Genomic DNA, 20,723 nt, shown 5'->3' on the forward strand with positions numbered 1-20,723 from the left:
GTAGTTACTCAACAACCCCAAACTGAGAAATCAATTCCTCCGGAAGTTAAAATTCCGGAAGTTGAAGTTAAAGAAGAACCAAAAGTAATTCTGGAACTTCAACCAATAACTCCAATTGAAAATTCTCCATCTCCAAAACCAGTAGATTCTAACGAACCCAAAGTTTCGGCTTTATCGTTGGCAAGTATTCGTGCGAAAAAAGAACTGTTAGAACAACAAAAAGGTGTTGTGAAGCAAGATGTTCAATTGCCTGCCGAGCAATTTTCTGAAACCGAGATGCTTCAATTTTGGTTCAAATACGCCGATCGATTAGGAGATAAAGGTCATAAAATAATGGAATCGTTGTTGCGCATGAACGAACCCAAATTAGAAGGTTTTAAGATTGTATACGAATTACCTAACGAAGGTTCCAAAATCGATTTTGAAAAAGAAAAACCCGAACTTTTAGGTTATTTACGCGGTCATTTACACAATCACGAAATTACAATAGATGTGATTGTAAATGAAGGAATCAAAAGTAAAATAGCTTTTACGAGCCAAGACAAATACAATCGTTTGAACGAAATCAATCCAAATGTTGAGTTACTCAAAAAGACGTTTGATTTGGATATATAAAAAAAGCCTCATAGTTGAGGCTTTACTTTTACTTTATCTTTCTACGTTCGCGTTCGGTTTTCAATAAATTCAATTCTCTGCTCGTTTGCCCAGCAACTGAAGTATTTTCTTCGGCACGTCGAATCAAATACGGCATCACATCGCGCACTGGTCCAAAAGGTAAATACTTGGCCACATTATAACCGTGAGCAGCCAAATTGTAACTGATGTTATCGCTCATTCCGTACAATTGTCCGAACCACAAACGTTGGTCGTTTTTTGCAATTCCGTTAGCATTCATCATTTCCATTAACTTATACGAACTTTCCTCATTATGCGTTCCTGCGAAAATCGCCATTCGATCAATGTGTTTCATCATGTAATCAACGGCTGTATTGTAATTGTCATCTGTTGCTTGTTTAGAAGCGCAAATAGGAGTTGGATAACCTTGTTCTTCGGCACGTTTGTGTTCTTTTTCCATGTAAGCGCCACGAACCAATTTCATTCCGATGTAAAAACCATCCGCATTGGCTCTTTCGTGTAAACTTTTTAAATAATCCATACGATCCCAACGGTACATTTGCAACGTATTGAAGACAATGACTTTTTCTTTGTTGTAGCGACGCATCATTTCTTCTACTAAATCATCGGCAGCATCTTGCATCCAACTTTCTTCGGCATCAATCAGTAAAGCCACGTCTTTTTGGTGTGCTGTTTTACAGATTAAATCAAAACGCTCTTTCACTTTATTCCATTCGGCTTGTTCATCATCAGAAAGCGGTTGCTTCGCTCCTACTTTTTCGTACAAATCCAAACGACCTAAGCCTGTTGGTTTGAACACCGCAAAGGGAATTGCTTGACGTTCTTTGGCGAATTCAACTGTTTTCAATGTCATTTCTAAAGCAGCATCAAATTGTGCTTCTTCCTCTTTGCCTTCTACTGAATAATCCAACACAGACGAAACGCCTTTAGTATACATTTTATCAACCACAGTCAAACAGTCGTTTTCATTTACACCTCCACAAAAATGATCAAAAACCGTTGCACGAATCAGTCCGTCAACTGGTAAATGCGCTTTTAAAGCAAAGTTGGTAACGGCTGTTCCGATTCGAACTAATGGTTCGCTGGCAATCATTTTGAAAAGAAAATACGCTCTATCAAGTTCGGTGTCGCTTTTTAAAGAGAAAGCAACTTGAGTGTTGTTGAAGATTTTATCCATTGATTATAAATAATGTAACTAATTATCAGTTAAAACATTAAAATAGTAAGTATGTATAATGTTTGTACAAATATAATTAGAATTTGATAATTTTTATTTAGAATTGGCTATTCTTTTTATCATTCCGTTAAAAATAAAAAAGTGAAAAGGCAGCATGCTGTACCAATACAATCGACCGAAAATTCCCTTCGGACGAAACGTAGCAATTTGGTGTAAATAATTCTCCTCGTCGATTCTGAATTCGAGCCAAGCTTCACCTGGAACACGCATTTCGGCAAATAATAAGAGTCGTTTGTTTTCTTTATCGGCTAATAAAACCCGCCAAAAATCGAGTGAATCACCATTGTCCAGATGCGTCGGACTTGTTCTTCCTCTTCGCAATCCAACTCCACCAAACAATTTATCAATAAAACCACGCAATTGCCACATCCAACTGCCGTAATACCAACCTTTTTCACCGCCAATCGACCAAATATTATTGAGCACTTGATTTACATCGTCAATCTTCATTTTTTTAGAATCTTTCAAACAACCGTAGTTCGGAATTTGTATGTAGTTGGATAAATTATGAGTTAAACGACTACTGGTCAAACTGTCTTTCCAACTCGAAATCACTAAATTCTGTTCGATTTTTTGGAAGGCCAATTTGATGGCATCCACATACGAAATCGGTTTGATGTTGAGCATTTTTTGGAGTCGGTTGTCTTTGCAAATTACTTCGACTTTCATACTATCGACTAAATTCATGGCTAGTTTATAGGATGTTGAAGTCACAAAATACAACCAATAGGACGACAATTTGGGCGTCATTATCGGAACAGTGATGATGACCAATTTAATACGGCGTGTTTTGGCATACAATTGCATCATTTGTTTGTACGTGATGATGTTCGGTCCGCCAATATCAAACGATTGGTTGAAACAATCCTCTCGATTTTGTACACCAATTAAGTAATTCATAACGTCTCGAATGGCAATCGGTTGGGTTTTGGTCAACACCCATTTTGGAGTAATCATGATGGGCAATTTTTCACATAAATCGCGAATAATTTCAAACGATGAACTTCCCGAACCGACTATGATTCCGGCTTTTAAAACCGTTAAATTATGTTGACCTTCCGACAAAATCTTTTCTACATTATTGCGTGAAAGCATGTGTTTGGATAATTGTGGATCGTTGACAATTCCGCTCAAATAAATTACTTGCTTTAAATTCATGAATTGGGAATACTGATTGAAATTGTAAGCGGTTTTGGCTTCCATTTCATCAAAATTGACCGTAGAGCTCGACATCGAATGAATCAAAAAGTAGGCAATATCAATGTTTTGAGGACAATTTTCAAAACTGACTTCATCTAAAAAATCAACTTCCCAAATTGTAATTAATTGTAGTGTATTCGCATCCAAACCCAAACGCATTGCATCGCGAACAGCGCAGATTACTTCATGACCTTGCGAGAGTAACTCGGGCAACAAACGTCGACCTACATAACCATTCGAACCTGTTAATAATACTCTCATATTTAATTATTTAATGCAACCACAAATTGCGAAATACTTTGGACTTGTCGTAATCGTTGGCTTGTTTTTCGATATTAAAATACCGATTGGTTCTCGGATCGTTTCCGACTCCAGCCAAATACGCCCAATTACCCCAATTGCTCGAAACATCATAGTCTATTAGTTGCTCTTCGAAATAAGCTGCACCCAAGCGCCAATCGAGTTGCAAATCGTTAATGAGGTAACTCGCAACATTTTGTCGTCCGCGGTTGCTCATAAAACCCGTCAATTTTAATTCGATCATATTGGCATCAATGAAATCATTTTTGGTTTTCCCATTGATCCACATTTCAAGTATTTTTTGATTGGTGTTTACCGATTTTGTTTCGCCTGCAATTCCGCTCGGTTGAAACAATTTGGTTTGGTGTTTTTTGAACATGAATCGAAAGAAATCACGCCACAACAATTCGAATTCCAACCAATACGTCGAATCGTTAGCGCCAAATTGTTTTTCGTATTTTTTGATTTCACTGTGAATGAAACGCGCCGAAATACAACCCATTGCCAACCAAGCTGAGAATTTTGATGAATAATTGGAACCCACCATTTCGTTGCGGGTTTCTTTGTATTTCGACAAACATTTGGTTTCGTAGAAATAGTGATTCAGACGTTTAATTGCTTCGGATTCGCCGCCTTTGAATTGAATCGCTGCTCTTTCATCGATAGCAATTTCTTCCAAATCCAATTCGGATAGAGTTGGCAATTCTAATGCAGGAATTTCGGGTGACACAATGGTTGTTGGTGCATCAAAAATGGACCTAATAACCGATTCTTTTTCTGTCTTTTTTCTGAAATTGGTAAATACATCGGGAATGTCTTTGATGGAAAAAGGTAAATCTTCGGCGTGGTACAACGTGCTTGTACTGAAGGTTTCAAACTGGCAACCTAGTTTAAATAATTCTTTTTGAACCAATGCTTCCGTCTGTTTTTCTTCGAAAGCAACTTCCCTTTTAGCATAAACTTTTTTAACATTGAAATGGTGTGCAATTTTAGGCAATTCTACTTCGGGTTTTCCTTTGACTAAAAGCAATCCAGAACCTAATTTTCGTAGGTTCTTATCCAAATCAGCTAATGATTCCAGTAAAAATTGTGCTCTAAAACTACCCATTTTTTTGAATCCGAATGAGGTTGTTTTAAAATGGTCTTCATCCAAACAATACACCGGAAGTACTTGATCGTTTTGAGCTATGGCTTTTACTAATGTTTCATTGTCGGTCAATCGCAAATCGGTTTTGAACCAAATTAATGCAGTTTTCATAATTCATTTATCTTTTTTAAATATGTGTCTGCTTGTTCCAATAAAGCAATTTTATCTTCTGATTTCATTTTGTTCCACACATTGTACATCATTCCAATGCGCGGATTTTTACTCAATTTATCTTGATGGCGATCGTAGAAATTCCAATATAAACTATTGAACGGACACGCTTTTTCTCCCGTTTTTATCGATTTCTTGTAATAACACGAAGCACAATAATGACTCATTTTATCAATGTAAGAAGCCGAACTCACATACGGTTTTGTGCCGACGATTCCGCCATCGGCAAACTGACTCATACCGCGTGTGTTGGTGATTTCCACCCATTCGATGGCATCAATGTAGATTCCAAGATACCATGCATCAACTTCGTCAGGATGAATTCCGGCCAAGAGCGCAAAATTCCCCGTAATCATTAACCGCTGAATGTGATGCGCATACGCATATTCGAGCGACTGTTTAATGGAATGCTTGAGGCAATTCATCTTAGTATTGCCAGACCAAAACCATTCGGGTAATTTAGTGGTATGATTGAAATAATTCAACTGACTGTAATTAGGCATTTGATTCCAATAAATCCCGCGCATGTACTCACGCCAACCAATGATTTGTCGCACGAAACCTTCCAATTGATTGTACTGAATGGCTTCGGGACGACGTTGCCATTCTTCGATGGCGCGATCGATTACTTCTTTGGGTGAAATCATTTTGACATTCATCGAAAAAGACAAACGCGAATGATAAATTGACCATTCACTTGGTGTCATTGCATCTTGAAATGTTCCGAAAAAAGGCAAGCATTCGGTAACAAAAAAGTCGAGTAATTCTAACGATTGCTTTCTATTGACTGGCCACAAAAAAGCTTTGGAATTGATGGTTCCGATGGTTTTACAATTCGTTTTTTCAATCATGGTGACGATTTCTGAAACATCCCAATCAAACATTAATGGCTCGATGGGTTTGTGTTGTACTGGTAATTTTTTACGATTTTCTTCGTCGTAATTCCATTTACCTGTAAGAGGCTGATTGCCTTCCATTAAAACGTCATGTTTTTTACGCATATATCGGTAAAAACTTTCCATTAAGAATGTTTTTTTTCCTGAAAAGAAATCACCTAATTCAGTTCGAGTTGCTAGAAAATGTTCGGAATCATATGCTTTAAAAGAAATTGTCAACGACTTACACAACTGTTGCAATTGTTGGTCTAATCGAAATTCATCGGGTAATTGGTATTCGAAATGAGTGAAATTATGTTTTTCAATTAAATACTGAATATTTTCAGCAAACGATTGTTGGTTCGAAACATCATCCAAAGGAATATAAATGACGTTGTGCTGTACTTTTAATTCATCTGCAAAAATGCGCATCGCCTTAAAAAAACCTACTACTTTTTGAATGTGATGAACGGCGTAATCCGTTTCGGAACGCACTTCCATCAACACATAAGTAATCGAATCATCTATAGTATCGAACCATGAATGCTTACTGTTGAGTTGGTCTCCGAGAATTAAACGTAAGGTTTTTGACATTATATTATTTTGCTTTGAAACATTAAGGAATTAAGGTTATTAAGATTCTAAATCCGTAAACATTAAGTAACTATTACTATTCACTAATCACTTTTTCGATCTACACTTATCACTACAGTACTTGACTTCATCCCATACTTTTTCCCACTTTTTGCGCCAAGAAAAAGGCCGATTGCACGACAAACACATTTTACTAAGTAAGTTTTGTTTTTTTACTCCGCGCATTGGATTTTAAGTTAGGGTTGGATACGTGTTTGTTCAGAATTCGTTTACCTTCTTCTTTTACATCATCTTTTTTTCGGAAACTCCAAACGATGTCGCTGGCGTATTTTCGAGTTTCTTCTACGTCTACAATTGGAAACGGATAGTCTTTACCGATTTCGCATTCGTACAATTGTTGGTCCATTACACTCAATTTCCAAGGTTCGTGGATCAAGTGAGGCGGAATTTTCTCCAATTCGGGCAACCATTTTTTAATGAACAACCCTTCTGAATCGTGGTCTTCAGAATTTTTAATTGGATTGTAAATTCGAATGGTATTGATTCCGGTTACACCCGCTTGCATTTGAATTTGCGGGTAATGAATTCCGGGTTCGTAATCCAAAAACTGACGAGCCAAGAAATGCAAATCGCGCCAATCTTGCCACAAATTGAATACAAAAAACGAAACTACCATGGCACGCATTCGAAAATTGATGTAACCCGTTTGTACCAGACAACGCATGCAAGCGTCTACAATTGGAATTCCGGTTGTACCATTTTGCCACGCTTGGATGTAAGCTTCATTTTTGGATTTAACCAAAACATCATACGCTTTGTTTACGTTTTCAAATTCCATTCGGCATTCGTCTTCAAATTTTTGCATGAAATGACAATGCCAATGCAAACGTGAAACGAAATTGGACAATGCTCGTTTGTTGGGAGAAGAATCATAATGTTGCATAGTGTATTGGTACACCATACGCATACTGATGTTTCCGTAAGCCAAATACGGCGATAGTCGACTGCAACCTGTTCGACTCAATAACGGTTTGGAAATGTGTTTGCTGTAATTGACGTGCCGTTCTTTGATGAAATTGTCCAAGTAGCGCCACGCCCAATATTCGCCTCCTTGTTGGAAGCTTTTATTGCGTTGGGTAATTGAATCATCGAGCGGATTTCCCTTAATTTCATCGTAAAACTCATCGTCTAAACGAAGAAAATTCCACTGCGATTCATTGATGATTTTTGGAACGGCCGTCATTTGTTGCGTCCATCTTTTATCCCAATCTTTTCTGGATTTTAACTTTCGGATTACACCGTGCAATTGGTATTCCTTCCAAAAAATAGAATACTTTTGAAAAAAATGTTGCATTTGAAGATCGCGATCAAAGGTGAGTTTATTTCCGACTTCCTGATGCGAAAAAACCGACTGAATATCAAACGTTGAAGTTAGTTTTAAAAATACATTTTCAACTTCATCATGACAATAGTACAACTGAAATTGTTTTGGATTTAAACGTTTTTGAATGTCTTGAATCGATTCGAAAATAAACCTCCAGTGGCGTTCATCCGAGTCGTCGTAAGCCATAACCGAAGGTTCAAAAATATAAAGTAATAAAACGGGCAATGGTTCTTGCAAGGCATAAAAAAGCGGTTCGTGGTCAATCAGACGCAAATCTCTTTTAAACCAAACAATATTTATCGCTGTTTTATTCAATGTAATGAATTGGAATTGAGGTTAATTCTTTATCAGGTTTGGCATAACTCAACCGATCCAAACGAACGGTTTTATGGTAACTATCTAAGCCTGAACACGTAATTGTATTTGCTTTTTCGATGTCTAAAAACCCATCTTTACACTGGCAATCTGCTGGAAAATAAACTTGCTTGATTTCGGCTATTACCAAAATTGTATTATTGATTTCAAGGTCGATGCGTTGTTTGAACTGCATTCCGAGTTGGATGTGACTTTCATTTACATAAGGCGCCAAAAAGTCATTTTTATATTCGGGAGTCAGACTTGATACCTCAAATTCCGAAATGGTTCTATCGTATCGAGCAGATGTTTGATGCGCTTGTTTGAAAATGGTTTCATTCAAATGATTGATGGTGAAAAATTCGGTTTCAATTATGTTTTCTAAGGTATGACGTTCCACAACTCCAGGTCGGAAAATGACTCCCATCAATGGCGGATTGGCTCCGATGTGCATAATTGAACTAAAAACGGCCAAATTCAATTGCTCATTTTTATTCTTAGTTCCGATGAGACAAACACTTTTGAACCCGCCTAAGCTATTCACAAAATTGACTCTTTCTTGCTTTTCCATTTCCATCAACTGATGGTAATTGATAAAATTCTGATTCTCTACCATTATTTGATTACTATTATTGATTCCAAAGAATCCATTTTCTTTCACTATTGAGTTTGAAAGTCCCAATGTGCTCTTTATTCCACTCATTGGGTCCGATTAAAGACAAAAAATTAGCTCCATTTTCGTTGCGATACAAATGATAAATCTCACCAACTACTGGCTCAAAGGTAAATTTGGCATTGTAAATAATTTGGTTCCATTCGTATTCTTGCATGAGGTTTTCGTATTGCGATTTCAGTTCGTTAAATTTTTCTTCGAACTCTTTGTTAACATTGGTTACGCCTCTTCGTTTCCAAGCCACCACATCATCTATTTGGATTACTGGAGCACCAACATTGGTTGAATAGGTCAATACATTAGCATTGTAACCTTCACTTTCGGAAAAAACTACATTATCGGGTTTTTTACTTTCCATTCAATTAGCGTTTTGAAATTTTATTATTGGTAATGGCACGTTGTAAATTGCATTTGAAACGATCAATTCCTTCTACTCTTTTGGACGCGTGTTTGGTTTTACAATTTTCCACTCGTTCGCGCCACAATTTGTAGCTATTGAATTTTAACTCTCTCTTCATCAGTGCTTTTACATCGGATTCCGATAAACCAAACTGAAATTTGATGGCGTCAAACGGAGTTCGATCTTCCCATGCCATTTCAATTATTCGATCGATTTGAACCTCGTTTAATTGTTTGTTTTCGATTGCAGCAATAATCGGCTTCATAAAATTGTTTAACTTTTAGCAAAATTAATTAAACAAAAGTAAGCAAATAATATTCTCTTTATCACAAAAAAAACCAAAAAAAGCGTTTATTTTGCTGACACATTTAAACTGTATCATGCAATCCATTTCTGCCAACAACTATTTCATACACTTCAACGAAAAAGGATACTCCATTCTGAATGATTTTTTAGTGGAAAAAAATTATTCTTCGCTGTTCATTTTAGTAGACAGCCACACAAATGAATTTTGTCTACCTTTATTTTTACCTTATTTAGCGACAGAAATTTCGATTGAAATTATTGAAATTGAAGCAGGTGAAAATTTAAAAAACATAGAGACTTGTGCGCAAATTTGGACCGCTTTAACCGAATTGGGAGCTGACAGAAAAAGCCTGATAATTAATGTTGGTGGTGGAGTGATTACTGATATTGGCGGATTTATAGCCTCAACCTACAAAAGAGGTATTGACTTTGTAAACGTTCCTACAACATTGTTAGGTATGGTCGACGCTTCAGTTGGCGGAAAAAACGGCGTAGATTTAGGTCATTTGAAAAACCAAATTGGCACCATTACCGTTCCACAATTATTGCTGATTGATACTCGATTTTTAGAAACGTTACCGCAAAACGAAATGCGTTCGGGTTTAGCAGAAATGCTCAAACACGGTTTAATTCGTGATAAGTTGTATTGGGAGCAATTCTTGGATTTGTCAACTTTAAATTTCAATGATTTGGATGTTTTGATTTACCGTTCTATTGAGATCAAAAATGAAATCGTCAAACAAGATCCAACTGAAAATGGAATACGAAAAGCATTGAACTTCGGTCATACATTGGGTCATGCCATTGAAAGCCATTTTTTAGACACTGAAAAGCAACTGTTACACGGCGAAGCTATTGCTGTTGGCATGGTATTGGAAAGTTACATTTCCAGAGAAAAAGGATTACTTACTGAAGCAGAATACCAACAAATTAAAGAAACTATAATCGGTATATTTGAAACCGTTGAGTTCGGTGAAAATGACATTGAAAATATTCAAAATTTACTCATTCATGACAAAAAAAATGAGTACGGAAAAGTACAATTTGCACTTTTGGATGGAATTGGAAAATGCATCATCAATCAGTCTGTTGATAAGGAATTGATAATCAAGTCGTTTGAAGATTACAAAATATAATATTTTTTTAAAAAAATACTTGCAAAAGGCTTATTTTATTTTTTACATTTGCCCTAATGATAAAAAACAGTAACACCATAAACTATAGCGTTTCAAAGCACAAAACAAATACTGGTTTTCAAGTATTGTGTGTTACTTTTTTGACTTCAATCCGAACGATTTTAGGATTGTTTTTAGAAATCATCAAAACAGAGACAACTAAACTTCCTATTATTTACGCTAACATTAGAGTTTGAATCATAGATTAATTCCGTTTTTTTATTAATCTTATATCCTTTTCTCACACTAATGAATACTAAATATTTCGACTTAATTAATCAGACTTATTATTTTCCTCAAGAAGAATTCACCCTGAATAAAGAGAGTGCGCTTCAGTTTCACAATATTGATTTAATGAAACTGGTTGAACAATACGGAACTCCTTTAAAATTTACCTATTTACCACAAATTTCCAACAACATTAAAAGAGCTAAAAACTGGTTCCGAAATGCAATGGAAAAGAACAAATACGAAGGAAAATATTATTATTGTTACTGCACAAAGAGTTCTCATTTTGAATACATAATGAATGAAGCTTTTAAAAATAACATTCACATTGAAACTTCATCAGCATTTGACATCAATATTGTTGAGAATTTATTAGAGAATGGAAAAATCAACAAAAGCACATACATTATTTGTAATGGTTTCAAAAGAGATCAATACATCACTAATATTGCTCGATTAATCAATAATGGTCACAAAAACACCATTCCTATTATTGATAATTATGAGGAATTGGATTTACTGCAAGCAGAAATAAAAGGTAAATTCAAAATCGGTATCCGAATTGCTGCTGAGGAAGAACCAAAATTTGAGTTTTATACTTCGCGTTTGGGAATTGGATATAAAAATATCGTAGGATTCTACAAAAAACAAATTCAGGAAAATGATAATTTAGAGTTGAAAATGCTCCACTTTTTCATCAATACCGGAATTAATGACACCGCCTATTATTGGAATGAGTTGGTAAAATGTATCAAGGTGTATATTGCACTAAAAAAAGAGTGTCCATCGCTTGACGGATTGAACATTGGTGGTGGATTTCCAATAAAAAACTCTTTAGCGTTTGAATACGATTACCAATACATGATTGACGAAATCATCAATCAAATTAAAATAGCTTGTGAAGAAGCCGAAGTAGATGTTCCCAATATTTTTACTGAATTTGGTTCATTTACCGTAGGAGAATCAGGTGGAGCGATTTACCAAGTACTATATCAAAAACAGCAAAATGACAGAGAAGCGTGGAACATGATTGACAGTTCGTTCATCACTACTCTACCCGATACTTGGGCCATCAACAAACGTTTTATTATGTTGGCCATCAATCGTTGGAACGATACCTACGAAAGAGTTCTGTTGGGCGGAATGACATGTGATAGTGATGATTATTACAATTCTGAGCAAAACATGAATGCCATTTATTTGCCTAAATACAACAAAGAAAAACCATTGTACATCGGATTCTTTAATACGGGAGCATATCAAGAAACCATAGGCGGTTATGGCGGATTACACCACTGTTTGATTCCACAACCCAAACACATTCTAATTGATCGCGATGAAAACGGAATTTTAGCAACTGAAGTTTTCTCAGATCAACAAACTGCCGATGATGTAATGAAAATTTTGGGCTACACTAAGAAATAATTGACAGTTAAGCCATTACAAAAGGCAACAGTAAGTTTATCGAAAATAACAAAAAACAGTTTGAAGTTTTAAAAAAATAGTTTTTCTTTGAAGCACAAACGATAAATCACAAACACAAACAAAAAAATGAGCAAAGGTCCAATAAGTCAATTCATTGAGAAGAATTACCTTCATTTCAATTCTGCGGCTTTAGTTGATGCAGCGAAAGGTTACGAGCAACATCTGCTGGAAAACGGAAAAATGATGATTACTTTGGCGGGTGCAATGAGTACTGCCGAATTGGGAAAATCGTTAGCAGAAATGATTCGTCAAGATAAAGTACACATTATTTCATGTACTGGAGCAAACCTTGAAGAAGACATTATGAACTTAGTAGCTCATAATTCATACAAAAGAGTTCCCAACTACCGCGATTTAAGTCCGCAGGAAGAATGGGATTTATTAGAAAATCACTACAACAGAGTTACCGACACTTGCATTCCAGAAGAAGAAGCCTTCCGAAGATTACAGTCGCATTTATATGATATTTGGAACAATGCTGATTCGAAAGGCGAACGTTATTTTCCGCACGAATTCATGTACCAAATGATTAATTCAGGTGTGTTGAAACAGTACTACGAAATTGATCCAAAAGATTCATGGATGGTTGCCGCAGCTGAAAAGAATCTACCTATTGTGGTTCCGGGTTGGGAAGACAGTACTATGGGAAATATTTTTGCTTCGTACTGTATTAAAGGTGAATTCAAACCTACTACTATGAAAAGTGGCATCGAATACATGATGTGGTTGGCCGATTGGTATCCAAAAAATTCTGGAGGTAAAGGAGTTGGTTTCTTTCAAATTGGTGGTGGAATTGCTGGAGATTTCCCTATTTGCGTGGTTCCGATGTTGTACCAAGATATGGAAATGCATGACATTCCGTTTTGGAGCTATTTCTGTCAGATTTCAGATTCGACTACTAGTTATGGTTCTTATTCTGGCGCAGTTCCCAACGAGAAAATTACTTGGGGTAAATTAGATATTCATACTCCAAAGTTCATTATTGAGTCGGATGCGACAATTGTTGCTCCTTTAATCTTTGCTTATTTATTAGATTTATAATACCTTTTTATGAGAAGAATTATTGTTGATTACGCAAAACTAACTGGCGATATTTTAAACTTATTAGTTGAGAAATTTCCTGAAGGATATGATGATACCGATATCATTCGTTTCAGAAATGCTCAAAACGAATTAATTGAAGCGGTTGAAGTTAGAACGGAAGACACTATTTATTTGGTGAAAGTAAGTACTAAACTGGCCAGCAGAATGGAAAAATTTGAAGAAGAAGATGAAGATTTGGATGCAGTAATCGAACCAATCGCACCCGTAAAAGGATTGGATTTAGACGATGATGATTTGCCAAGTGATGATGATGATGAAGAAGAAGACTTGTTAAAAGACAAAGGTGGTTCTGACGATGGTGACGATGACGACGACGACGATGATGATTTTGAATCTTCAGATAACTTTGACGATGATGATGACGAAGAATAAAAGTTAAAATTCTAAATAACAAATCCCAAATTTCAAAACTATCTATTGGAATTTGGGATTTGTTTTTTCATTTATTTCAAATACCGTTCTTCAAAAATACGCTGATGGTGATTTTGATGACCAATCATAATAAATCCCAAAGCGCGTACTGACATCGGATTATCTGAAGCGATTCCAATGCGCAGTAATTGTTCTTCCGTAAAAGTTTTGTACAAGTAAATAGTCGAATGACGCACTGCTGATAACTCAGTCAGCAATTCCATGATACTTCTTTTATTGGCATTGGCTTCGTCGGCATAATCATTTTCATCAAAACTAGGTAACTCGGTTTTGTCATTACGTGCAAAACGCAATGCTCTGTAGGCAAAAATTCGCTCCGAATCAATAATGTGTTGAATGATGTCTTTGATGGTCCATTTTCCTTCCGCATAACGGTAATCAAATTTATCCATCGGGATATCTTGAACAAATTTGATGAATCGATGCAATGAAATCTCCAATTCTTCAATCAGCGTGTATTCATCCGAAACTTGATTAATGTAATTGGTATAATACGAACCGTATTCGTGGGCATGCAATTGTGATGGCTTCATTTTAATTTTTGTTTAAACTTAGTGTTCTATGCTTTATTATTACTTCTCCATTAACCGTAACCCAATCGGTAAGTAAAGTTAATTGAAAAGCAAGACTTCGTCCTAAATCAGTCAATTCATACTCTACTCTTGGTGGAACTTCAGGATAAATAGTACGTTTTACAATGCCATCTGCTTCTAGATTACGTAAAGTAACTGTGAGCATTCGTTGCGAAACATCACCTATTTTGTTTTTCAATTCGTTGAATCGCAAGGTTCCGTATCCGCCCAAAGCATAAATCGACAATAAAGTCCATTTATCACTTATTCGAGCAATTATATCACGAACCGGACAAACTCCGTTTTTAGTAGAATTGGCCAATTCGAAAATTTCTTTAAATTTTTTTCCATCGACAATCGCAGTGTTTTCCATATTAGTTACTTCTGTGTTACTTAACTACCATGCTGTACCTTCTTGCACAGTCAATAGTTACTATTTAATTTTGGGTTATCAAAAGTAACTATTATAAATTAAAAAGTAAAAAAAATGGCTAAAATTTTAGTAACCGGTGCAACGGGCACCAATGGAAAAGCGTTGATAAAAAGACTTAACGAACTGAAAGCAGACTTTCGTATTGGAGTTCGAAATCAAGAACAGGCAGAAAAATTATTTCCCGGAAGTCAGATTGCCCAATTTGATTTCAGCGATCCAAACACCTATGAAAATGCAGTTCAGAATGTGGATAAAGTTTTTTTACTTGGTCCGCCATTAACTTTGAAAGTAGACGAACTATTGAATCCGTTCATTGATTTCTTAAATGAAAAAGGAATTAAAAGAGTGGTTTATTTTTCGGCATTTGGATCGGATAAAATGGGAAGCTCTCTGGATTTCCACATCAAAATTGAAGAGAAATTGAAAAACGACGGATTTGATTATACCATTTTACGTCCTTCCTTTTTTGCCCAGAATTTCAAGAATTACGATTATGAAAACATTACCGAAAGAGGAATCATATTCAGTGTTGCCGGAACAGGAAAAGTAGGTTTTGTAGATGTTCATGATATCGCCAATGTCGCCGCAACTGCTTTATTGAATGAAGGACACTCTAAAAAGACATACGAACTGACTGGCCCGGAAACACATAGTTTCACTGATGTTGCTACTCTTTTGAGTGATGTCGTAAGCAAGGAAATAACGTATCCAAATCCGAGCGCCGCTCAATTCAGAGACGTACTAGCTCAAGCTGGCGCGCCTTCATTTATCGCTGATTATTTGATTGAGGTATATTCGGCTATTGTTAATAATGAAGTAAATATCATTACCAATGATATTGAAAAAGTAACAGGTAAAAAACCAACTTCACTAAAAGAAGTTTTAAAAAGGGATTTTAACTAATTAAAAAGGGACTCAAAATTGAGTCCCTTTTTTTATGCCGAATTTCTGCTGGCATTTGTGTTTCCGAATAAGGATCGTGTAACTAATTTTTCATATACCGATAGTAATTGTGCATCACTTCTACCCTTTTTTATTTCATTAATTTTCATTAAAGCGTATTGTTGAATCGTCAATAATGGCAATACAATATTTTCTCTCATTACAATGGAAGCTTTACCATCGGGATAGTTTTCCATCAATTCGGAATGTCCTGCAATTTTCAGTAGCAATCGTTTAGTTTCTAAAAACTCATCATAGATGATTTGCCAGAAATCGCCAAACTCTTCATCATTTTTCATGTAATACGTCAACGGAAAAAAGGATTTTGCCAACGACATCATACTGTTTTCTAACAATGTTCTGAAAAACAAAGACGAATCAAAAAGAGATTGTACTTCGCTCCAACGTTGGTTTTCTTCAAAATGTTTTAAGGCCGAACCAACACCAAAAAAACCTGGAACGTTTTGCTTCATCTGACTCCATGAACCTACAAACGGAATCGCACGCAAATCGGCAAAATCCAAATTCTCAGCTGCTTTTCGTTTGGAAGGACGACTTCCAATATTTGTTTTTGAATAATAATTAAGCGTACTCATTTGCTCTAGATAGGGAATGAACTTTGGATGATTTTTAAAACTCAAGTATTTTTGGAAACCGATATTCGCCAATTCATCAATGACACTTTTATCTGCATCCGAAAGGTTAATTTCATTTTTATTGAAAACCTGATTGGCTATTCCGGCACTTAATAAATTTTCTAAATTGTAACGACACGAATCAGTGGTTCCAAAATTAGAACTGATGGTTTGTCCTTGAACTGTCAATTGAATTTCTTGATTTTCTATGGTCGAGCCCAAAGATGCATAAAACTTATGCGTTTTTCCACCACCTCGTGCTGGTGGACCACCGCGACCATCAAAGAAAACTACTTTGATTCCGTATTTTCTTGACATAGCAGTAATGGTTTCTTTAGCTTTATAAATTCCCCAATTTGCCATCAAATAACCGCCATCTTTGGTTCCGTCAGAAAAACCTAACATAATGGTTTGTTTGTTTCCTCTGTTTTTTAAATGACCGGCATAAAACGAATTGGTGTACAATTGTTCCATTATTGCATCCGCTCGTTGCAAATCGTCAATCGATTCAAAAAGCGGAACAATATCAACAATTGGATTTTCCCAATTACAAATTGTAAACAAAGCCAATGTTTCAATTACATTTAGCGCACTTTCATTATTGGAAATGATGTAGCGATTGGCTCCTAATTCACCATTGTTTTCTTGGATTTTCTTCATGGCATGAATCGAATCCAAGGTGAGTTTAGTCAATTCATCATCATAATTAATTTCAGATGAGTTAGCAGAAATTGTTGAAATGAAATCCATTTTCTTTTCTTCAGAAAGTGAAAAATAATCCATTTCGTTATTCGGCAAATTCTTTATTATATTTTGAATAACTTGGTTGTGAATTTTACTGTTCTGACGAATGTCCAACGATGCAAAATGGAAACCAAATGCATTGATTTTATTGAGTAAATCATTAATGTCATCCAAGTACAACGATTGATGTTTATCGATACACAACTGTTGAACCTCTTTCAATTTGGATTTCAATTCAGGTAATGTTATGAAAATTTCACCTGTCGAATAGAAGACCGAACGATATACTTTATATTCTAATTCCGCAATAATAGTATCGATTCCGGAAAAGGTCAATTTGCGTTTGAGTTTTCGAATATCGTTGTAATAACATTTTAAGATGGAAGTTCGCAAACGATCGGCTACTTTTAGTGTAATTTCAGTTGTCACAAACGGATTCCCATCGCGATCGCCACCAGGCCAAAAACCAAGATTGATGATCGGATTCGAAATGGGTTGGCTTTTATAAATATTCTTCTGAATGTATTGCAGCATTTCGCCTGTAGTTTGGTAAAAGACGTTTTCTAGATACCAAATCAAACTTACGGCTTCATCAAAAGGGGTTGGTTTTTCTTTTTTGATGAAAGGCGTTTTACCCAATTGCGCCAGAAGTTGCTTGATTTTAGTAAGGTCATTTTCACGCACTGCAGTTGTCAAATCAGTGATAATTCCGAGTACAGAACCCGGATAAAATTGTGTTGGATGCGCTGTCAAAACCGTTCTTACATTGAATTCATTGAGAAAAGCAATCATTTCTTGTTTGAGTTCTTTGGTGTCAGCCCGTTCCCGACTGTCACGAAGCGAACCTTTACCTTCCATATTATTTACTACTGGAAAAGCAGCATCTTCAATGGCATCAAAAAGTACAATTTGACGTTCTACGTATTGAATGAATCGGAACAGTAAATTAATTTTATCTTCTTCGGAAGCATTATCCAAATATTTAGTGGCAAATGAATTTACAATTTCAATTGGAGTTAAATTATTTTTAAATCCGTTGTCACATACTTCACTAAAAAGTGGCAATAAAACTCCGGTATTATCAATCGAATCAAAAGGCAAAGTGATGAACACACTATTGTAGATGTGGTATTTTGACAACACATTTTGATTGAAGCGTTCTATTTTAGGAAGGGTATACATAATTATTTTGTGTTTTTAGTGATTGCGATCATGACTCCAAAATTGCCGTCGGTTTGTGTCCATTTTTCTTGTGGACAATACGCACGAGAAACAAATCCGTCAAGATACAGTGCATTTTTACACCCTTTATTTTTGAAAAATTGAGCAAATTCATACAAGTTCACTTCCTTTTTTGAAAGAACAAAAAGCACCTGATTGTTGGGCAAAATACCGACACCATTGCGAATGTTGAGATTGGTCGAATTTTTATTGAAAGCGCTGTGAATTTTTCCATCGATGACTAGCATTGGTCCCGATTGAGTGGCAAATTCAATATTTTTTGAAGCTTTAAAATCTTCTGTTTTCACAACGAATGCTTCTTTTGAACTTGTCAGATAAAAAACACCATTGGGTTTAAGATAAAAATTGCCACTTGCATTTGAAATATCCAATGGCGATTTGATGACTGTATTCTGAATGAAAAGACCTTGAGGCGATTGGTTTTTTTTATACATTCCACCATTAGTGATAAAAAGAACTTCTTTATTATTTTTTAACAAATACTGATTCAAATGCTGAATACTACCAAAAGGTTTTTGATTGCTATCTTTCCAATACAAATGAATGGATTCTGTTTTGGGATTGGAAACGTAAGTAACAAAGTCATCGTCATTATTCTTTGAAAACTGAAAGAATAAAAACGAACCAAGTACTAAAACTAACAGTATTCCTTTTTTAACCATTTTAAGAAATGAATTATAGTGGCATTTAAGGTACAAAAAAACCTCAAGCATGAACTTGAGGTTGAATAAAATATTTATATTTCTGTATTAGAAAATTAAATGTCTTTGAAAATTGTGTGCATCAAACGTTTTTTGTCGTTAATGCTTTCCTCAAGTGAAATCATTGTTTCGGTACGGTAAACACCCTCAATATCATCAATCATAAAAATGACATCTTTGGCGTGTTTGGTATCTTTGGCGCGAATCTTACAGAAAATATTGAATTTACCCGTTGTTACATGAGCTACGGTAACAAAAGGAATCTCATTAATTCGCTCCAAAACAAATTTAGTTTGAGAAGTATTATTTAAGAAAACTCCAACATAAGCAATAAACGAATAGCCTAATTTTTCATAGTCTAAGGTTAATGACGAACCCATAATGATTCCGGCATCTTCCATTTTTTTAACTCTTACGTGAACAGTTCCAGCTGAAATTAATAATTTTTTTGCGATATCGGTAAATGGAACTCTTGTGTTGTCAATCAACATATCAAGGATTTGGTGATCTACTTCATCTAAACGAAACTTACTCATAACTACTTTATTTTATTAATTATACTTATGGAATACAAATTATACATTTTATTTAATAAAAAACAAGAAAAGTTGTTACTTTTTTAAACCATTAACAATTTTAATGTCATTTCCTAAACAAAAATTGGCTTTTTGATTAATTTTCGGAATTGAATCGTTATCGTCCGAATACAATAATTTGTGTGCATTGTATTGATAATGACCGTATTTCCCTTTTAAATCACCAATTTCAGCTATGTAAGCATTAAAATGGATGATTTTATCAATCAATTCTTCTTTGTATTGTGCAGCAAAATTCGTAATTATTTTTTTACCATCATAATTTATTTTGACATTTTTATAAATAAAATCATAAAAAACCGTATTATTTTGAGGAATTAGCAAATAAATTTCATTTTTGTTATTAACTATATCGTTTTCGTAACTATGTTTCAAACCCGAAACTAACGCTATAAAAATCATTTTACGAGTGAATTCGCGATGATAATCGCTTTCATAATGTCCGGCTTCAAATAATATGGTCGGCACATTTAAATAAGTAAACATATCACCAATGCAATTCAAGTTGAATCCATCGTCAAAACGACCGACTTGATTGGGTATGTATTTTTGGAGTTCTTCGTTCATCGCCACAATGACATTCATAGCTTTGGAGCGAACTTCATTAATTTCACGTTGCTCATTATAGGAAGGCGCTAAAAAAGAAACAGTTGCTACATTGCCATTATCTCCAGCTCCAAAAATAGTACGTTGATCATGAAGATTATAGCAAAAATCCGGTTTGAAATCGTCGAAGGTTTGACGTAATAATTTACTTTCTGGCTGAGATAAATTTAAAGAATCACGGTTTAAATCAACTTTATTTGCATTTTCACGTGTGTATAATTCGGCACCATCCGGATTGACCATTGGCAAAAAACAAAAAGTAAATTCGGATAGCAACTTCACTCCTAGTTCATCATCCGAATGAATCAAATTAAAAAAATCGAACAATGCTTTGGTAGTAGTACTTTCGTTTCCATGCATCTGCGACCACATAAAAATGCGACGTTTTCCTGTTCCAACTAAATACTTATATATAGGTTTACCCAAAACCGACTCGCCAATAATTTCGGTTGACAAGTTGGCTAGTAAAGGTTCAATATCATTGAGAGTAATATAGCGTCCAAAAATAGAATTTGCTTTGTACAGTTTATGCAATTCGAAGTAATCCATAG

21 protein-coding genes are annotated in these 20,723 nt (G+C 35.3%); 6 read left to right on the plus strand and 15 right to left on the minus strand.

The genetic code is table 11. The features are described from left to right. Positions 1–228 precede the first annotated feature (228 nt). The gene (locus VK161_RS04035) at positions 229–615 is read left to right on the plus strand and encodes a hypothetical protein (RefSeq protein ID WP_324213475.1); all 387 of its coding nucleotides are present in this window, start codon (positions 229–231) and stop codon (positions 613–615) included. 28 nt (positions 616–643) lie between these two features. Here the strand turns inward: VK161_RS04035 and VK161_RS04040 are convergent, their stop codons facing one another. From VK161_RS04040 to VK161_RS04080, 9 genes are all read right to left on the minus strand, one after another. Beyond that, positions 644–1,813 (minus strand): proline dehydrogenase family protein, encoded by a 1,170-nt coding sequence (locus tag VK161_RS04040; RefSeq protein WP_324213476.1) that lies wholly within the window; start codon positions 1,811–1,813, stop codon positions 644–646. 93 nt (positions 1,814–1,906) lie between these two features. Then, positions 1,907–3,334, minus strand: coding sequence for an SDR family oxidoreductase (locus VK161_RS04045; RefSeq protein WP_324213477.1), 1,428 nt, complete (start codon positions 3,332–3,334; stop codon positions 1,907–1,909). A 10-nt stretch (positions 3,335–3,344) separates the two neighbouring features. Further along, complete coding sequence (locus VK161_RS04050) at positions 3,345–4,631, minus strand: DASH family cryptochrome (RefSeq protein WP_324213478.1); 1,287 nt, start codon at positions 4,629–4,631, stop codon at positions 3,345–3,347. Next, complete coding sequence (locus VK161_RS04055; RefSeq protein ID WP_324213479.1) at positions 4,628–6,160, minus strand: cryptochrome/photolyase family protein; 1,533 nt, start codon at positions 6,158–6,160, stop codon at positions 4,628–4,630. The genes VK161_RS04050 and VK161_RS04055 overlap by 4 nt, the downstream gene beginning before the upstream one ends. A gap of 87 nt (positions 6,161–6,247) precedes the next feature. After that, a complete protein-coding gene (locus tag VK161_RS04060) occupies positions 6,248–6,385 on the minus strand; it encodes a DUF2256 domain-containing protein (RefSeq protein ID WP_324213480.1) in 138 nt (45 codons plus the stop codon). After that, positions 6,354–7,859, minus strand: coding sequence for a deoxyribodipyrimidine photo-lyase (locus VK161_RS04065; RefSeq protein ID WP_324213481.1), 1,506 nt, complete (start codon positions 7,857–7,859; stop codon positions 6,354–6,356). Before VK161_RS04065 ends, VK161_RS04060 begins: the two co-directional genes overlap by 32 nt. Continuing rightward, positions 7,852–8,601, minus strand: coding sequence for a flavin reductase family protein (locus VK161_RS04070; protein WP_324213482.1), 750 nt, complete (start codon positions 8,599–8,601; stop codon positions 7,852–7,854). The genes VK161_RS04065 and VK161_RS04070 overlap by 8 nt, the downstream gene beginning before the upstream one ends. Continuing rightward, positions 8,528–8,929 carry a DUF2452 domain-containing protein gene (locus VK161_RS04075; RefSeq protein WP_324213483.1) on the minus strand — a complete coding sequence of 134 codons (402 nt, stop codon included), beginning with the start codon at positions 8,927–8,929 and terminating at the stop codon, positions 8,528–8,530. Before VK161_RS04075 ends, VK161_RS04070 begins: the two co-directional genes overlap by 74 nt. Positions 8,930–8,933: 4 nt before the next feature. After that, entirely contained in the window at positions 8,934–9,236 is a 303-nt protein-coding gene (locus VK161_RS04080) for a TIGR03643 family protein (protein WP_324213484.1), read from the minus strand. Between the two features lie 115 nt (positions 9,237–9,351). Between VK161_RS04080 and aroB the strand changes: the two genes are divergently transcribed. The 4 genes from aroB (at position 9,352) to VK161_RS04100 (ending at position 13,641) form a co-directional block, all read left to right on the plus strand. Next, positions 9,352–10,413: a 3-dehydroquinate synthase gene (gene aroB, locus VK161_RS04085; protein WP_324213485.1), complete on the plus strand. Its 1,062-nt coding sequence runs from the start codon at positions 9,352–9,354 to the stop codon at positions 10,411–10,413. Positions 10,414–10,701: 288 nt separating this feature from the next. Next, positions 10,702–12,105: an arginine decarboxylase gene (locus tag VK161_RS04090; RefSeq protein ID WP_324213486.1), complete on the plus strand. Its 1,404-nt coding sequence runs from the start codon at positions 10,702–10,704 to the stop codon at positions 12,103–12,105. A gap of 126 nt (positions 12,106–12,231) precedes the next feature. Continuing rightward, entirely contained in the window at positions 12,232–13,206 is a 975-nt protein-coding gene (locus VK161_RS04095; protein ID WP_324213487.1) for a deoxyhypusine synthase family protein, read from the plus strand. A 9-nt stretch (positions 13,207–13,215) separates the two neighbouring features. Beyond that, positions 13,216–13,641, plus strand: a complete 426-nt coding sequence (locus VK161_RS04100) for a DNA primase (protein ID WP_324213488.1) — start codon at positions 13,216–13,218, stop codon at positions 13,639–13,641. Positions 13,642–13,712: 71 nt separating this feature from the next. Here VK161_RS04100 and VK161_RS04105 read toward each other — a convergent pair whose 3' ends face one another. Together VK161_RS04105 and VK161_RS04110 are read right to left on the minus strand one after the other, a co-directional pair. Further along, positions 13,713–14,234 carry a DinB family protein gene (locus tag VK161_RS04105; protein WP_324213489.1) on the minus strand — a complete coding sequence of 174 codons (522 nt, stop codon included), beginning with the start codon at positions 14,232–14,234 and terminating at the stop codon, positions 13,713–13,715. 1 nt (position 14,235) lies between these two features. Further along, entirely contained in the window at positions 14,236–14,646 is a 411-nt protein-coding gene (locus VK161_RS04110) for a helix-turn-helix domain-containing protein (RefSeq protein ID WP_324213490.1), read from the minus strand. Positions 14,647–14,760: 114 nt separating this feature from the next. Between VK161_RS04110 and VK161_RS04115 the strand changes: the two genes are divergently transcribed. After that, complete coding sequence (locus tag VK161_RS04115) at positions 14,761–15,609, plus strand: SDR family oxidoreductase (protein ID WP_324213491.1); 849 nt, start codon at positions 14,761–14,763, stop codon at positions 15,607–15,609. Positions 15,610–15,641: 32 nt separating this feature from the next. Here VK161_RS04115 and VK161_RS04120 read toward each other — a convergent pair whose 3' ends face one another. The 4 genes from VK161_RS04120 to VK161_RS04135 all read right to left on the minus strand — a co-directional run bounded on the left by VK161_RS04120 (position 15,642) and on the right by VK161_RS04135 (position 20,721). After that, positions 15,642–18,209, minus strand: a complete 2,568-nt coding sequence (locus VK161_RS04120; protein WP_324213492.1) for a phosphoenolpyruvate carboxylase — start codon at positions 18,207–18,209, stop codon at positions 15,642–15,644. A gap of 2 nt (positions 18,210–18,211) precedes the next feature. Continuing rightward, positions 18,212–18,931, minus strand: a complete 720-nt coding sequence (locus VK161_RS04125) for a phosphodiester glycosidase family protein (RefSeq protein WP_324213493.1) — start codon at positions 18,929–18,931, stop codon at positions 18,212–18,214. A 95-nt stretch (positions 18,932–19,026) separates the two neighbouring features. After that, the gene (locus VK161_RS04130; RefSeq protein ID WP_035127172.1) at positions 19,027–19,506 is read right to left on the minus strand and encodes an Lrp/AsnC family transcriptional regulator; all 480 of its coding nucleotides are present in this window, start codon (positions 19,504–19,506) and stop codon (positions 19,027–19,029) included. 75 nt (positions 19,507–19,581) lie between these two features. After that, positions 19,582–20,721 (minus strand): M14 metallopeptidase family protein, encoded by a 1,140-nt coding sequence (locus tag VK161_RS04135; protein WP_324213494.1) that lies wholly within the window; start codon positions 20,719–20,721, stop codon positions 19,582–19,584. Positions 20,722–20,723: the final 2 nt, after the last annotated feature.

The organism is Flavobacterium sp., assembly GCF_035299245.1.
GTDB lineage: Bacteria > Bacteroidota > Bacteroidia > Flavobacteriales > Flavobacteriaceae > Flavobacterium.